At 55.6% G+C, this 14,583-nt stretch carries 15 protein-coding genes; 8 read left to right on the forward strand and 7 right to left on the reverse strand.

All coding sequences use genetic code 11. The features are described 5' to 3' along the window. Positions 1-55: 55 nt before the first annotated feature. The 3 genes from GN112_RS14635 to GN112_RS14645 all read left to right on the forward strand — a co-directional run bounded on the left by GN112_RS14635 (position 56) and on the right by GN112_RS14645 (position 2,220). Entirely contained in the window at positions 56-541 is a 486-nt protein-coding gene (locus GN112_RS14635) for a TRAP transporter small permease (protein ID WP_155310892.1), read from the forward strand. Next, positions 541-1,830: a TRAP transporter large permease gene (locus GN112_RS14640; RefSeq protein ID WP_155310893.1), complete on the forward strand. Its 1,290-nt coding sequence runs from the start codon at positions 541-543 to the stop codon at positions 1,828-1,830. Before GN112_RS14635 ends, GN112_RS14640 begins: the two co-directional genes overlap by 1 nt. Before the next feature lie 165 nt (positions 1,831-1,995). After that, complete coding sequence (locus GN112_RS14645; RefSeq protein WP_155310894.1) at positions 1,996-2,220, forward strand: FeoA family protein; 225 nt, start codon at positions 1,996-1,998, stop codon at positions 2,218-2,220. 311 nt (positions 2,221-2,531) lie between these two features. Here the strand turns inward: GN112_RS14645 and GN112_RS14650 are convergent, their stop codons facing one another. Continuing rightward, complete coding sequence (locus GN112_RS14650; protein ID WP_155310895.1) at positions 2,532-3,629, reverse strand: LbtU family siderophore porin; 1,098 nt, start codon at positions 3,627-3,629, stop codon at positions 2,532-2,534. Between the two features lie 321 nt (positions 3,630-3,950). After that, the gene (locus GN112_RS14655) at positions 3,951-4,601 is read right to left on the reverse strand and encodes a DUF4198 domain-containing protein (RefSeq protein ID WP_269434976.1); all 651 of its coding nucleotides are present in this window, start codon (positions 4,599-4,601) and stop codon (positions 3,951-3,953) included. Between the two features lie 131 nt (positions 4,602-4,732). On the opposite strand from GN112_RS14655, the gene GN112_RS14660 reads away from it, so the two are divergent. After that, on the forward strand, positions 4,733-5,851 hold the full coding sequence (locus tag GN112_RS14660; RefSeq protein WP_155309156.1) for an IS110 family RNA-guided transposase: 1,119 nt from the start codon (positions 4,733-4,735) through the stop codon (positions 5,849-5,851). A 397-nt stretch (positions 5,852-6,248) separates the two neighbouring features. Here GN112_RS14660 and GN112_RS14665 read toward each other — a convergent pair whose 3' ends face one another. From GN112_RS14665 to GN112_RS14680, 4 genes are all read right to left on the reverse strand, one after another. Further along, entirely contained in the window at positions 6,249-6,581 is a 333-nt protein-coding gene (locus tag GN112_RS14665; protein ID WP_155310897.1) for a hypothetical protein, read from the reverse strand. 23 nt (positions 6,582-6,604) lie between these two features. Next, positions 6,605-7,072, reverse strand: coding sequence for a hypothetical protein (locus GN112_RS14670; protein ID WP_162458946.1), 468 nt, complete (start codon positions 7,070-7,072; stop codon positions 6,605-6,607). 22 nt (positions 7,073-7,094) lie between these two features. Continuing rightward, the gene (locus tag GN112_RS14675) at positions 7,095-8,417 is read right to left on the reverse strand and encodes a vWA domain-containing protein (protein WP_155310899.1); all 1,323 of its coding nucleotides are present in this window, start codon (positions 8,415-8,417) and stop codon (positions 7,095-7,097) included. Between the two features lie 64 nt (positions 8,418-8,481). After that, positions 8,482-9,465 (reverse strand): AAA family ATPase, encoded by a 984-nt coding sequence (locus GN112_RS14680; protein WP_155310900.1) that lies wholly within the window; start codon positions 9,463-9,465, stop codon positions 8,482-8,484. Positions 9,466-9,868: 403 nt separating this feature from the next. Here GN112_RS14680 and GN112_RS14685 point away from each other — a divergent pair, with 403 nt between their 5' ends. From GN112_RS14685 to GN112_RS14700, 4 genes are all read left to right on the forward strand, one after another. Continuing rightward, complete coding sequence (locus tag GN112_RS14685) at positions 9,869-10,930, forward strand: branched-chain amino acid aminotransferase (RefSeq protein ID WP_155310901.1); 1,062 nt, start codon at positions 9,869-9,871, stop codon at positions 10,928-10,930. Positions 10,931-10,980: 50 nt separating this feature from the next. After that, positions 10,981-11,853 carry a UTP--glucose-1-phosphate uridylyltransferase GalU gene (galU, locus tag GN112_RS14690; RefSeq protein WP_155310902.1) on the forward strand — a complete coding sequence of 291 codons (873 nt, stop codon included), beginning with the start codon at positions 10,981-10,983 and terminating at the stop codon, positions 11,851-11,853. Positions 11,854-12,084: 231 nt separating this feature from the next. Then, a complete protein-coding gene (gene trxA, locus GN112_RS14695) occupies positions 12,085-12,447 on the forward strand; it encodes a thioredoxin (RefSeq protein ID WP_155310903.1) in 363 nt (120 codons plus the stop codon). A 46-nt stretch (positions 12,448-12,493) separates the two neighbouring features. Next, the gene (locus tag GN112_RS14700) at positions 12,494-13,150 is read left to right on the forward strand and encodes a DUF1638 domain-containing protein (RefSeq protein ID WP_155310904.1); all 657 of its coding nucleotides are present in this window, start codon (positions 12,494-12,496) and stop codon (positions 13,148-13,150) included. Here the strand turns inward: GN112_RS14700 and GN112_RS14705 are convergent. Beyond that, positions 13,147-14,547: a sigma-54 interaction domain-containing protein gene (locus tag GN112_RS14705; protein WP_155310905.1), complete on the reverse strand. Its 1,401-nt coding sequence runs from the start codon at positions 14,545-14,547 to the stop codon at positions 13,147-13,149. The two genes, GN112_RS14700 and GN112_RS14705, sit on opposite strands and share 4 nt — an antisense overlap. Positions 14,548-14,583 lie beyond the last annotated feature (36 nt).

Here is a 14,583-nt window from a genome sequence, read left to right on the forward strand (position 1 = left end):
CCGCCCCTCACTGTGTAAAACCCGAGCCTTATGCCAAACGGGTGGGGAGTATTTCTTGAAATCACACAAGCCGATTCGCGCAGACTATTGGATCGCCGCGCTGCTGCTCATGGGCATGGCCCTGATCGCCTTCATCAACGTCCTGAGCCGCTATTTCATCAACTTCTCCATCGGTGCCACCGAAGAGATTACCATCAACCTCTTTGTATGGATGACGGTGGTCGGAACGGGCATCGCCTTCGAGCGCGGGGCCCAATTGGGCATGGTGACCGTTTTCAACCGGTTTCCGCTGAAAATGCGCAAAGGCCTGGTGGTGTTCAGCGCGCTTCTGGGCGCGGGCCTCTTCGTCCTGGTCTGCGGGTACATGATTCAGGCCATCTACGATGAACTAACCCTGTTTCACGCCACCAGCGCGGCCCTGGGAATTCCGGTGTGGATCTACTATGCCGGCGTGCCGCTGTTTTCAGTTTTTGTCTTCAGGGGCATTTACCGCGGCACCCTGGCCCGTCTGGCCATGCTCGACAGAGAGACGGCGCCCTGATGGAAATTGTGCTCATCAGCACGGTGTTTCTGGTCCTGATGACGCTCGGCGTCCCCATTGGCACCGCCCTGGGGGTGGCTGGGGTGGTCACCATCTACCAGTTCGATCTGGGCATCGAAATGCTCGGCGTCAACTTCGCTTCGGGGATCGCCTCCTTCCCCCTGCTGGCGGTTCCTTTCTTCGTTCTGGCCGGTGTGATTCTCGATCGCGCCGGGCTCGCGGCGACCATCGCCCGCTTCTTCGAACTGCTGGTGGGCAAAAGCACCGGCGGACTGGCCATGGTGGCGGTAATGACCTGCATCTTCTGGGGCTCACTGTCCGGATCCGGACCGGCGACGACGGCTGCTGTGGGAATGATCCTCCTGGCCCCCATGATCAAACACGGTTATGATAAAAGCTTTGCCGGCGCGACCATTGCCAATGCCTCGGATCTCTCGATCATTCTGCCGCCCAGCATTGCCTTTATCATTTACGGCAACATCACCAGCGTCTCGGTCAGTGCCCTTTTCGTTGCCGGAATCGTCCCCGGCCTGATCACCGGTTTCGGGACGGTACTGGTGGCCTATTGGGTATCCCGAAAACGCGGCTACCGGGGGCTGGCAGAACGGGGCAGCCCCACGGAAATCTGGCAGGCCTTTAAAAAATCCGTCTGGGCGCTGCTGGCGCCGGTGGTCATTCTGGGCGGGATCTATTCGGGCATCTTCACCCCCACGGAAGCCGCGGTGGTGGCCGTTTTTTACAGCCTGTTCGTGGCCGTCTTCGTCTACCACTCGATCCACTGGCGTGACATGATCGACATGCTTGTGGACGCCGCGGTCACCAGTTCGGTAATCATGTTCATCGTGGTCTTCGCCGGCATTTTCACCTGGACCGCCTCGGTCATCGGGGTCATCGACAAGGCCGCCGCACTGATCGTGGGCATCGCGCCCAATGCCGTGGTGATGATCATTCTGGTCGATCTGCTGTTGCTGGCCCTGGGTATGGTGCTGGACGCCATCAGCATTTCCTACCTGCTGATGCCCATTCTCATCCCGGTGCTCAAGGCTTTCGGCATCGATCCCGTCTGGTACGGTGTGATTTTCATTTCAGCCCTGGCCGTGGGGCAGGCCACACCGCCGGTGGGCGTCAACCTGTTTACCGCCGCCAACCTGATCGGCAGTGACGTGGACAGTGTGGCCAAAGAGGCCATCCCATACGTCCTCATGGACGCGATCGTCCTGATCCTTCTGTCCCTGCTGCCCATCCTCTCCCTGTACCTGCCGATCAAGGCAGGATTATACGCGCCATAAACTGCGGTCGCCGGCGTTTTCAGCATTGGGGAAAAAGTTAGAAATATAAAATAGCTGTTGACATGGCTTACTTTCTGAGTATAAACATCACTCTCTGAAAAGATCATGAATGGAGGACGCATGCGAGGACGCGGATGCAAAAAACGAGAACGCTGCAGATGCTGCATGCTTAACGATGTAAAATGCGGTCAACGGGCCAGAATCCAATGCCACCACGCTACCGGTGCCATGCGCCGGCGCCTGCTTGACCTTGGCTTTCTGCCCCATGCCGAGGTCGATGTCATTCGAAGAGCCCCGTTCGGCGACCCGATTCAATGTCGGGTGGCCAATTGCAGCGTCGCCTTGAGCCGCTCGGAGGCAAAACTCATCGAAGTCGACGTGGATACATGACTGTCGCCGCTTTCCATTCCCGCCACGGTAACCTGCCATCAACCCAAAAGATTTAACCAGACTTGATTTTAAATGCCGAAGCCGGGAGGCATCTCCCGGCTCCGGAAACCACCGATTGCCGACAAACGGTGGGCGTGCATGCATTGATGGTCTCGTAAAAAATCTCCGTTCAGACGGATTCGTAAAAAGCCCGAGATCAAGGCTTGCGAATCCTGAGGAATGAGGCGTACTGATCGTACTCCGCAGTGACGAAGGATGAAGCGTAACGCCGATATCGGGCTTTTTACGAATCCGTCATGCATTGAAACTGGTCAGAATTCTATTGCCAACTGCGCGGTAAAGGCATCCTCTTCATCATCGTTTTCGAATTCGCCATGGGCATATTCGAAAGCCAGTGTGGTCGCTTTAAAGATACCGAGGCTGAATGAACCCATGTAGCGGGTTTCTGGAAACGCGTTTTCGGCCTCATCCGTTCCCTGCAGGGCTGCCGCCACGACGGCCTCTTTTTCACCTATGGCGAAGGTGTAGCCGACTTCAAGGTTCCAGGCGGAAATTTCGTCCTGGGGCGCCTCGCCGACCCACTCGATTTCGTCCAGGGCGGTAATATACTCGCCGATCAGGGTAACCGGCCCAATGCCGACGATGGCGTATGCCCCCAGGCCGGCGGCATAGTCGTTCAGCTCCAGGCCCTCTTCATCGATGATGTCCTCCCATCCGTCGGCGTCGATCAGGTTGTTGATATAGCTGATCCCGGCGTCGATGGTGAAGGTATCGCTTTCCATGGTGTAGCCGGCATTGGCCCCGAAGTTGTCGATGTGATCGTCGTCTTCGTCCGCCTCATCCACATCGCCGTTGAAGATAAAGGCCGATCCATAGAAGCCACCGCTCTCCACGCCCACCTGGATGGCGGCTTCACGGGTCTCGGCGATCTCCAGGGTCAGGGGATCGGAAATCATGTGGGACTCGAAGTTGCCGAAGGGCACGTACATCTCGCCGACAGTCAGGAAGGCCGGGATCACGTCTTCGCCACTGAGGGTAATGGTAGCTTCGTCAATGACAATGTCTTCGCCGTCTTCGTATAGAAACAGGATGTGGCCGGAGACATGCTTGACGATTTCGGCGTCAACCCCCAGTTCCACGGTGGCAACGGAAATGTCGCTTTCGTCGGTGCTGTCGCCGCCCTCCGGGTCGGTACTGACATAACCGGCCTCCACTTCGATGGTGCCGCTCAGGGTGATGCGTTCATTCCATTTATCAGGCAATATTCCGCCTTCGGCACCCAATTTGGCTTCCAGTTGCCGGATCCGGTCGGACAACTCCTGATTGGACATCGCTTCGGCGTAAACCGTGGCAGTAAAAAATATCCCGCATAGGGCCAGACAGGCCAGAAGGGTCATTGCTCTTTTCATCGATTTTCTCCTTTTTTAACGAATGCATTTTGTTTCATTTGGGTTTTGCCGTTGCTGTGGCGGCAAGGCCGACAGCGGCTTCTTACTCCGGTGAAAATTACGGTTTGGCGCCCTCCTTTCTGCATTAAAAAAGGCGTGAGAGGGTTGTCGCATAAAAGCAACCCTTTCGCGCCTTCACTTCCTGTGCACCGTCAGTTGGCCACAGGCCGTAAGGAACATCCTATTTTAATGAAACCGTTCTAACTTTTAAGTCGTTTTCGACCCTCCATATCCTTCTCTTACCATCAAGCCCTTGTTAACCCCGAGGTGGAAACATTGGGGTCAATGGGATCCCGTCGCGGACATCTTACGCGAATTGGGAATCTGAAAAACCAGCGTTGCGGTGTGTTTCAGATGGGTGTAGTCCGCCCGGGCTTCGCCTTGGGCGTCGGTTTTGGTAGAATAGCGAACGAACCAGCGGCCCGCGACGGGGATCGGAATTCGCAGTGTGTCTCCGGAAACCTCTGTTTTGGGATACGCGTTGTCTTCGGGCTCGGTGGAAAATCCCATATAGGTGGCATCCCATGTACCCGACCCGGCAAACGGGACACCGTTGAAATATACCTTCAACTCCAGAACGTCTCCCGTTTTCAATTGAAAAAGATCTTTCGTCGGCACCAGCTCCAGGGGAAGCCCGATGCGAGCCGGAAATTGTGGAGACGGGTGTTCGCAAACCACGTAGGTCTTGGTGTACTGTTTGCTGTAAAGACTCATTTTGATTTCCACGGCCTGGTCGGCAACGGCGCTTTTGGGTTTGATGGTATGGCGCTCGCGGCCTTTTTTATCCACGTAAACGGTGTAATAACCGGGGTTGGTTTCGGCTGAGAGGACATAGGAGCCGGGAATATCGTAGTCCACCATGTAGGAATGCAGGCAGGTTTCGTTGCGAATGAGGACCGGGCGCACGTCTCCGGCAGGTGGATGCACCCGCACCGATTTTAGACAATATGGTTGAACGTTAACCAAGACGGCAATAAAAAGGCCTGCCAAACCTTGAAAACGTGGGTTATAGTGAGCGGTCCGTAAAAAACCTAACTACAGAGCCAAAATCAAGGAGGCAGGCCATGAACAAGATAGTAAAGTATGTTGGTTTAGATGTCCACAAAGATTCGATTACCATTGCTATCGCCGATGAAGGACGTGACGGAAACGTTCGAGTGTATGGAAAAATCAGCAACGACCTGGGGCAGATTGATAACGTCATGCGAAAACTGATTTCACAAAACGCCGAATTGCATTGTGTTTACGAAGCAGGTCCGTGCGGATATCCGATCTATAGGCATTTAACAAGCAAGGGGATCGATTGCGTTGTCGTTGCTCCAGCGTTGATCCCCAAAAAAACAGGTGATCGGGTTAAGAATGATCGCCGTGATGCAACCCACCTGGCGACGCTCCACCGTTCCGGAGAACTGACGCCGGTGTATGTCCCCGATCAGGCCGATGAAGCGCTTCGTGACCTGGTACGTGCACGAAAAGACATCCAAATATCGCTCCGCAAAGTCAAACAACAGATCAATGCCTTTTTATTGCGACAAGGAATCAGTTATCCAGGTAAAAGCAAATGGGGTAAAGCTCATTTAAATTGGCTGGCGGAGCTGAAAATGCAGCATCCTGCCCAGCATATTGCCCTTACCGAATACCTGGACGCCATGGAAGACCATGAGGCCCGCGTTAAGCGCATCGAAAAAGCGATTGAGCAATGTTGCCAAACCAGTCGACTGCTTCCGGTTATCGAGGCTCTGCAAGCGCTCAGGGGGATTTCTTTGCTCAGCGCGGTGACCGTCGTCGCTGAACTGGGGGATCTGAGCCGTTTCGATACGCCGGCACAGCTGATGGCCTATTTGGGTCTGATCCCATCGGAGCATTCAAGCGGTGGCACCATCAAAAAAGGCCCCATTACCAAAACCGGCAATACCCATGCCCGCAGGACGTTGATCGAATCGGCTCAGGCCTATCGTATGCCGGCCCGGAAAAGTAAGGCGATCCGTAAACGCCAGGAAGGCTTGCCGGACGATGTTTTGGATATTGCCTGGAATGCACAGCTACGACTATGCCACCGCTACCGCAGGTTGATTGCAAAGGGCAAAAACCATAACGTGGTCATCACCGCGATTGCACGCGAGTTGGCCGGTTTCATCTGGGCCATTGCCCGGGCTGTTCCAATCGTGGCCGCTGAAAGATGATTTGTTATAGCGTGGAAACCCAGGCCTATCAAGGCCAAGCCCTAAAGGGTGCTCCCTAAGGTCGCAGCCTTGACAGCCCTGACTTTCCACGCTGGGTGGGAATTAGCGACGGCGAGAGAAGCGCGACTGTTGCTCCGGCTCAAGAAGCTGGATAAGTACTTCTCTATAATCGATGATGCAAATAGAAAAAGAACTTATTGATTTTAAAAATGCTCAAGAAAGGATCGGCTTTATCAAAGAACAAATATAGCCATCGAGCTTTTGGATAGGGGCGCGGTCGCGGTTTGGAGAACCCTCGAAAAAGCTATCGGAATAGGCCTTCAGGCCGAAACTCCCGTCTTTAGACCGAGGCAGCTCCACGACGAAGCCTAGTCATGCGGTATCCAATCCGCGAATATCAGAGTGCTCTACCGTCGTTATTGCAGACCCCGCCTCTATCCAAACGCTCGATGAAAATTATTGGCCCAAGTTTTTTGGGTATGGATAGGTTTTTCTCTTGACAAGTGTTCAACCATATCAGTTTTTTGGCGCGTACCCCGTCGTCCACCGGAATACGATGGCCGTAACAAAAAAACAGCGGCGACTGCTTCCCCTCGGTAACCTGATACCGGCTGGATTGGATGAACAGGGTATGGCACAGGGCGGCAGATGGAATCAGCGTAACCACGAGCATCATCGTCAATAGTCCCCACCACGCATACTTCGACTGAGATTGTCCGTTCAGACGCATTGGATTGACCTCCTTTTTATTTTTCAGGATACTTGGCCGACGACCGCCAGAAAGCGCCGGGCGGCTACGGCCGGTGCCATGCGCCGTTTGGTTTCCGGCGTCATCTCCAACCGGCCCCCGATTTCGAAGGCACTGTTGGCATAGGCGGCCAAGAGGGCCTCCTCATATGCACGGCGAAGTTGACGAAAGGAGACTTCGACCTCGGGATAGTTGTTGCCGGGCCGCATGGGCAGCATCAGCATCTCCCGGCAATGGCCGGTTTTATGAGAAGGAGTACATAAGTCGTATACTTCTTCGGGTTCTTCCTTACCGCACTCTTTGGTCCCCGGCCAGACATAGTGCTGGCCGGCATCCGGCGGCTTGGGGATGGTACTGGTAATCCGCACCATGGGAACGGCCAGGTCGATCTCAAAATCCTCAAGGGTGAGCGTGTAATGCAGTTTGGGCCGCAGGTGCCCGGCTTTTTTCCCAATTGTCCATTCCATCTTCATCGGCTTTATCCTTTTCTCATTGTCACTCCGAGCCGTTTATCGACAGCCACTCCCCAAATGGCGGCGGCGCACTCACCTCTCCCACGCAGGCCCACAAAACGGGATAGGGGGGCGGTTGGGGAAATCGGTTACAGGCCAGATCGGTCAGGTAGATCATGCAAAGAGGGGCAAGGCCCCGGCCTTCCACCCAGTCGAAAGCCGGCCGGAAATCGGTTCCGCCGCCGCCGACCGGCACCAGGGAGAGCGGCAAATCCTGCCTGCCGACCGTTTCCACACGGGCCACCCGGCTGTCGCAATAAAGCAAATGGACGCTTTGGGCGCATGTTTCCAGAATGGCGGAAAGCTCGGCGGCAAACTGGTTGAGTTCTGTGGACGACACGCTCCCCGATGTATCCACAGCCACCACCACTTCCGGCAGATCGGTGCTGCGCATGGCCGGCAGATAAAGATTTCGGTGAAGATACCGGCGGTTGGGCGGCATCCAGGCATAATCGCTACGCGCCGATGCCTGGATAAAACGGTTGAGAAGTTGCCGCCAGTCCAGTTTCGGGCTGAGCAGTCGTTCGATCATGCGCGCCAGACCGGCCGGCAGATCTCCCATGGACCGGGCACGGGAGGCGGCCTGGGCCAGATTGATGCGCCACTGGCTCTCCCCGGTGGTATCCTCGCCGATGCCCCCGGCGCCGTCTTCTGCAGGTGGCGCGTCGCGGACTTCTCCGGACCGCCCCGGGTCGCCTTGCCCCGGATCTCCCTGGTCCTCATCGGGACCATCCTGATCAATGGCCTCGGCTTCTCCTGAATCCTCTTCATGGTCCTCAGACTCGCCGATGCGCTGCCGGCGTTTGCCTCGGCTTTCGACGTCGGGGAGATCGACTTCCTCCCCGGCTTCCATGGCCTGCTTTTCGACCCTGCGGTCTTGGTTATCGGAACGTTCACGGAAACGTTCGGCCTCCAGGTGAGCATAAATATTGTCGGCGGTCCTGCCCCGCAATCCGGGATCGTCCAGGTAGCCGTCGGGCAGGCTCAATCCGGCTTCCAGAAGAATCCAGTTGATGGCGTAATCGCAGGCCATGTTCCACAAGCCCGGTTCTCGCGATTTGCGCCGCAGGTGATGGCGACATGCCGGATGCATGACCACATGCCCCATGAGTCCCTTGAGCTTTTCCCCGGGCAGAATTTGAACATACAGCGGATTATAGGCCAGAATGCGCCCGTCCGACCATGCCGTGTCACATTTGGCGTCCTCCACCAGTTTTAATCGCAAGGCCAGATGCCCAAAAAAGGGGTGATCCAAAACCAAGCCAGCCCGGGCACGGATTACTTTTTTATGGGCCTCTTTATTCATATCCCGTTTTTGCGTTACCTTTCGACTGGTTATCGGGCTTGGTCCAGACGTTTCAAACCGCCTCTCAGATGAGGACATCGGCATGGGCAACGGCCCAGTCATTGAAGGCCGGCGTTTCGACGATGGCGCTGTTGATCCGGGCCGCATCGCGCACCAGCAGGACACTGAATTCCGGCGGCAGTCGTTTGGCATAGGTCATGATCCGCGGCAGGTTGGCCAGATCGGTTTTCTGGGAGAGCAATTCGCAAACCGCATATAGCGTCGCCGGATCGTCGGGAACGTCGGCGGTTTCGGGGCTGTCGATGAGCACCTGCGGATCCGGAAGGTCACGAAAAACCCGCAAAAACCCGCAAAACTCGGCCGCAGCCCCCTCACCTACCGCACCGGCGATCAACTCCAGGTCCGGAATGGCCGTTGTCCGGCTGTTCATGATACGGGAAACAAATTCCCAGGAACGGGGCGTGGGAAAGGCTTTGTCGTCCTTTTGAGGATCGAAGGCGTGCAGAAGGTTGGTGCGAAACCGCACGAAGGCGCTCACTTCGACGGCGACCCCGGCGGCTTGCGCCCAGGCCAGCCATTCGGCATCGTCTACCTCGAAGTTGAGGTGCACGAAACGGTTGGCCAGGGCCGAAGGCATGCGATGGGTGACGGCCCGGTCGGTTTCCCGATTGCCGGCGGCAACGATACTCCACCCGTCGGGAAGGCGGTATTCGCCCAATCGCCGGTCCAGGACCAGCTGGTAACAGGCCGCCTGTACCAGCGGCGGCGCGGCGTTCAATTCATCGAGAAACAGGACCCCCTTGCCGTTGATGGGTAGAAAATCGGGCGGGCACCAACAGGCCCGGTTGCTGTCATCGATACGGGGCAGCCCCCGAAGATCCACGGGGTCCAACAGAACGGCGCGGATGTCTACCAGTTCGACCCCCGCCTGCCGGGCCACCTGGGCAACCACCTGGCTCTTGCCCACTCCGGGTGCGCCCCATACGAACACCGGCTGGCGAATCGTGATCAGTGTTTTCAGCGTTTCAATGATGCGGGACGGTTTCATGCTTCTCCTGTTCGATTCAGACAAAACAAAAGGCGCGAGAAAGCTGCCTGTGCCATGCTCTCTTGCGCCTTCACTGCCCTGCGCACCGCCAAACGGTCGCAGGTCGTAAGGTAACTATAGTCATGTTAGAAAAATCTACTTGAAGTAGGCTTTTACCTTTCGGTCGGTCGCTTGTCAATCATTTTCCTGACAATCCGTCAGAAGACATTATATAATTGTTAAGGGTGCTTCAAATCGTTGGTACGGACTTTAAGATATTGATGGGCTTGATTCACGGGAAAAATGGGTGTACCTATGATCGAGCAGTTGTTCTACCGGTTATTTTCCAAGCCATTTAATACATTTATTTTCCACCGTCCGGACACCGGATCGAGAGCGGATCACGTATCGAGGAGAACCCGAAATGGAAGTCACAATTAAAAAAGCGGAGCAGATGAAAGCCAAACCGGATGAAAACCAGTTGGGGTTCGGCACCATCTTTACCGACCATATGTTCAATATGGATTTCAGCGTCGAAAAAGGCTGGTATAACCCGCGTATCGAGCCCTATGCCCCGCTGATCATGGATCCCTCCACCATGGTCCTGCACTATGGCCAGGGCGTTTTCGAAGGTCTCAAGGCCTATCGCAACCAGAAGGGCGGCATCCAGCTGTTCCGCCCCCGGGAAAATTTCAAACGGCTGAACCACTCCAACCACAAACTCTGCATCCCCGAAATCGATGAAGCATTTGCCATGGATTCGCTCAAGCAGCTGATTTCGGTGGAGCAGGAATGGGTTCCCTCGGCGCCGGGCACATCACTTTACATCCGACCGACCGTCATCGCCACCGACCCCTTCCTTGGGGTGCGTGCCTCCCACACCTACCGCTATTTCGTAATTCTCTGCCCGGTGGGAGCCTATTACGCGGAAGGCTTCAACCCGGTGAAAATCATGGTCACCAAGGATCATGTCCGCGCTGTGCGGGGCGGCGTGGGAGACACCAAAACCATGGGCAACTACGCCGCCAGTCTGTATGCCGGCGAGGCGGCCCACGAGGAGGGTTACACCCAGGTCTTGTGGCTGGACGGGGTGGAACAGAAGTACATCGAGGAAGTCGGTGCCATGAATATCTTCTTCGTCATCGACGACGAACTGATCACCCCCGCCCTTTCCGGCAGCATCCTGCCCGGCATCACCCGGGACTCGGTACTTGCCCTGGGCCGCTCATGGGGACTGAAGGTCTCCGAAAAACGCATCACCATCGATGAAGTGATCAACGCCCACACCACCGGTCATCTCAAGGAGATCTTCGGTTCCGGTACGGCTGCGGTCATCTCTCCGGTGGGAGAGCTGAAATACGGAGATACGGTCATCAGCGTGGGCGAGGGCAAGGTCGGTCCCCTGGCGCACAAGTTTTTCGAAACCATTCAGAATATCCAGTATGGCGTCACCGAAGGACCCGAAGGCTGGATCGAAGTCCTTTAATCGGATTATCGACTGCTTTCCCGTTTATCAATGTCTATCATGGAGGTTCAATGAAAGTCAGAAAAGCCGTCTTTCCCGTTGCAGGTCTGGGGACCCGGTTTCTGCCGGCAACCAAGGCCATGGCCAAAGAGATGCTCCCCATTGTGGACAAACCCCTGATTCAATACGCCGTTGAAGAGGCTTACGCGTCTGGGATTACGCAAATCATTTTCGTTACCGGAGCCGGTAAGCAGGCGATCGAAAACCATTTCGACCACTCCTGCGAGCTGGAACATATGCTCATGGCACGGGGTAAAGACTCGGAGCTGAAGGCGATCCACTCGCTGATCCCGGATTCGGGATCCATCATCTACACCCGTCAGAACCAGCCCCTGGGTCTGGGTCACGCCATCTGGTGCGCCCGCAATATCGTGGGCAACGAGCCCTTTGCCGTTCTGCTGGCCGACGATCTGATCAAGGCCGAGAAACCGGTCCTGAAACAGATGATCGAAAAATTCGATGAACTGCAGTCGTCCATCGTCTCCGTCGTGGAGGTGGCCGAGAAGGATACCAGCAAATACGGCATTCTGGATGCGGATCCACTGGTCGACAGTGTTACCAAAATCCGCGGGTTGGTGGAAAAGCCGCAGCCCACGGAAGCCCCCTCCAACCTGGCCATCATCGGGCGCTATATCCTGACCCCGGAAATTTTCGATATCCTGGAGGGTAAGGAGGTAGGGGCCGGCGGCGAAATCCAAATCACCGATGCCATGGCCCGCTTGCTTAAAACCCAGTCCATCTATGGCTACCGTTACCAGGGAACCCGTTTCGACTGTGGCAACAAAGCCGGTTTTCAGATGGCCAATCTCTCTTTTTCCATGGACCGGCCGGACATGCGGGAACAGTTGATGCCCTTTATCCATGACCTGATCCAAATGAAATAATCTTTTTTATGGCATGAGGTTTGCTTTTAACTTTGTCGAGTAAGCCAATCATTACCTCCATTTTGATTCACTCAACCTTACTCTCACTTCCTCAAGGCCCCGGTTTGACGGATTCTATACCCGCCAGACCGGGGCCATCCTTTTCTGGCACATATTTTGTATCGGACAGTATCAGTCCGACCGCCTTGATGACCGGCAAAAACAACAACCCCGAGCAGGAGAACGTGAGCCATGTCCGAATCCGTAATTGAAATCCAGGAAAGCCAGTTCGACCAGCAGGTACTGAATCAGAGCAAACCCATTATTATCGACTTCTGGGCCCCATGGTGCGGCCCCTGCAAAGCCATGGGGCCTGTTTTTGGAGAACTGGCCGCCGAATACGCCGCAAAAATGGTCTTTGCCAAATGTAATGTCGATGAAAATCAATCTATTGCAGCAAAATATGGTATCAAGGCAATTCCGACGCTGATGATTTTCCAGGGGGGGCAGGTAGTCAACAGCATTACCGGTATGTCATCCCGTAGCGCCCTGGAAACAGCGATCAACAGTGCGATTGCCGGTGAGGCACCCAAAACGCCGTTTGTTGTCCAATGATGCCTGCGTGCCATTGAAATGGTAACGTTACCCAAAGGAGCACTTTATGGCAGAGGCTCGATTTAATGATATTTCCATCGTGTCGTGCGGAACGATGAGCCTTGAGTTGAATTTTTTAAAAAAAGAGGGGTTTCTGGACACTCCCCAGATCCTGTATACGCGCCCTGGGCTTCACCAGGACACCCCCGAACTGGAGCGGCAGTTGGTCCGGCAGATCGAACAGGCCAAGCAAAAAACGCCCTATGTACTCGTTGTCTATGGCGGCAAGTTCTGTTACGTCAACATCGACCAACCAACGCGTCTGATGCAGACCATCATCACCGAGCAGGGCCCCTCCGTGGCCAGAATAGAAGCAACGCACTGCATGGATATGATTGCCAGCGAAGCCGAACGGGAGCAGATAGCTGCCGAGGCAGCCGGGGGAGAGCCGGTCTGGTGGATGACCCCGGGATGGATCAAATTCCGCAAGGATGTGTTCAAGGGCTGGGACAAAGGCCTGGCCAACGAGAATTTTCCCAAACACACCGGTGGGGCCATCGTTCTGGACGGTGTGGGGTACATGGACGACTTCATGGCGGAAAATCCGGAAACGTTTTTGGAGTATTCCGACTGGATGGGCATTCCGATCATCCCCTGGCCGGTGAGCCTGGATCGGTTTAAGCGGCTGCTGCTGGATCAGGCCGAAATCCTTCATGCCCGCTAAGAAGCAGGCTGTTTCAAGGGAATGTCCCATTTTTTCATGTACTTCCAGATGGCGGTATGACTTATCCCCATCCGACGCCCCACTTCGGCCTTGTTCCAGTCGCATTCGTTTAATAATTCGATCAGGGCAGTCCGGGTCAGTTTCCGACGCCGCTTTTGGGGAGCGGACACTGGTGTCTGGGATGCGGCGGCGGCACCCGGCTGGCGGATTTCGATGGGCAAATCCGAGGTTTCGATCTGCTCGCGGTCACACAGCACAAAGGCGTGCTCGATGGCGTTTTCCAACTCGCGCACATTGCCCGGCCAGGGATGATCCATGAAAATGCGCAACGCCTCATGGGAGATACGGGCCACCTTTTTTCCGGTCTTTTTATTCATGCGCTGAATAAAATGATCGACCAGCAGCGGGATATCTTCACGGCGTTCATGCAGCGGCGGCAGATGGACGGGAAACACCTTCAGCCGGTAATACAGATCCTCCCGGAATTGCCCTTCGCGAACCCGGGCATAAAGATCCTTATGCGTGGCCGTGATAATGCGAATGTCGATTTTGCGTTTGCGGGAGTCCCCCACTCGCTCGATTTCGCGCTCCTGCAGCACCCGCAGCAGCTTGACTTGGATAAAGGGGCTCAATTCACCGATTTCGTCGAGGAATATCGTTCCTCCGGACGCTTCTTCAAAGCGCCCCATACGATCTCGGTTGGCCCCGGTGAACGCCCCCCGGACGTGCCCGAACAGCTCGCTTTCCAGCAGGTTTTCCGACAGGGCACTGCAGTTGACGGTGATCATGGGGCCTTCACGCCGGTCGCTGTTGAAATGAATGGCACCGGCAACCAGTTCCTTTCCGGTGCCGCTCTCGCCCAAGATCAGCACGGTCGCCTCACTGGCGGCGGCAACGCGGATGGCTCCGAACACCTGCTGCATAGCGTGGCTGCGGCCGATGATGTTGTTCATCTGATGGACTTCCGCCAGACGCAACGCCGCCGCTTCGGCGCGCTCACGGGCCCGGTTTAGCTCGGTCATGTCGGTGACGGTTTCGACGATGCCGACCAACCGGCCCGCGTCGTCTTTGACCACGCTGGCATTCTTAATCACCGGAACATCATGCCCGTCCTTGTGCCGGAGCAAACACTCCTTGGCTTCGGACTGGCCGATCTCCAGAATCTGGCATTTTTCTATATTGGCTGGACAATTACGGCCGAAACAACGGCTGCATTGGAGGATCTGGCAGGTCTGGCCCAGCGCCTCCCGAGCCGAATATCCGCTGATACGCTCCATGGAGGGATTCCACGAAGAAATCCGCCCCTGGCCATCCATGGTGAAAACTCCGTCGGCCATGGAGTCGATGATCCGGTTGATAAAACGGGCATTCCAGATGTCATGAATTTTTTCAGTCACGGCTTTATTCCCGGAAAAAGTTGCGTTACGATAACG

It is taken from the genome of Desulfosarcina ovata subsp. ovata (assembly GCF_009689005.1).
Taxonomy (GTDB): domain Bacteria; phylum Desulfobacterota; class Desulfobacteria; order Desulfobacterales; family Desulfosarcinaceae; genus Desulfosarcina; species Desulfosarcina ovata.

What these genes read in the sequence shown, in the direction of transcription:
- GN112_RS14645 (WP_155310894.1), top strand. Translation starts at nt 1,996, where the DNA reads ATGCTTAACGATGTAAAATGCGGTCAACGGGCCAGAATCCAATGCCAC.
- trxA (WP_155310903.1), top strand. Translation starts at nt 12,085, where the DNA reads ATGTCCGAATCCGTAATTGAAATCCAGGAAAGCCAGTTCGACCAGCAG.
- GN112_RS14650 (WP_155310895.1), bottom strand. Translation starts at nt 3,629, where the DNA reads ATGAAAAGAGCAATGACCCTTCTGGCCTGTCTGGCCCTATGCGGGATA.
- GN112_RS14685 (WP_155310901.1), top strand. Translation starts at nt 9,869, where the DNA reads ATGGAAGTCACAATTAAAAAAGCGGAGCAGATGAAAGCCAAACCGGAT.
- galU (WP_155310902.1), top strand. Translation starts at nt 10,981, where the DNA reads ATGAAAGTCAGAAAAGCCGTCTTTCCCGTTGCAGGTCTGGGGACCCGG.
- GN112_RS14700 (WP_155310904.1), top strand. Translation starts at nt 12,494, where the DNA reads ATGGCAGAGGCTCGATTTAATGATATTTCCATCGTGTCGTGCGGAACG.
- GN112_RS14665 (WP_155310897.1), bottom strand. Translation starts at nt 6,581, where the DNA reads ATGCGTCTGAACGGACAATCTCAGTCGAAGTATGCGTGGTGGGGACTA.
- GN112_RS14640 (WP_155310893.1), top strand. Translation starts at nt 541, where the DNA reads ATGGAAATTGTGCTCATCAGCACGGTGTTTCTGGTCCTGATGACGCTC.
- GN112_RS14670 (WP_162458946.1), bottom strand. Translation starts at nt 7,072, where the DNA reads ATGAAGATGGAATGGACAATTGGGAAAAAAGCCGGGCACCTGCGGCCC.
- GN112_RS14680 (WP_155310900.1), bottom strand. Translation starts at nt 9,465, where the DNA reads ATGAAACCGTCCCGCATCATTGAAACGCTGAAAACACTGATCACGATT.
- GN112_RS14660 (WP_155309156.1), top strand. Translation starts at nt 4,733, where the DNA reads ATGAACAAGATAGTAAAGTATGTTGGTTTAGATGTCCACAAAGATTCG.
- GN112_RS14675 (WP_155310899.1), bottom strand. Translation starts at nt 8,417, where the DNA reads ATGAATAAAGAGGCCCATAAAAAAGTAATCCGTGCCCGGGCTGGCTTG.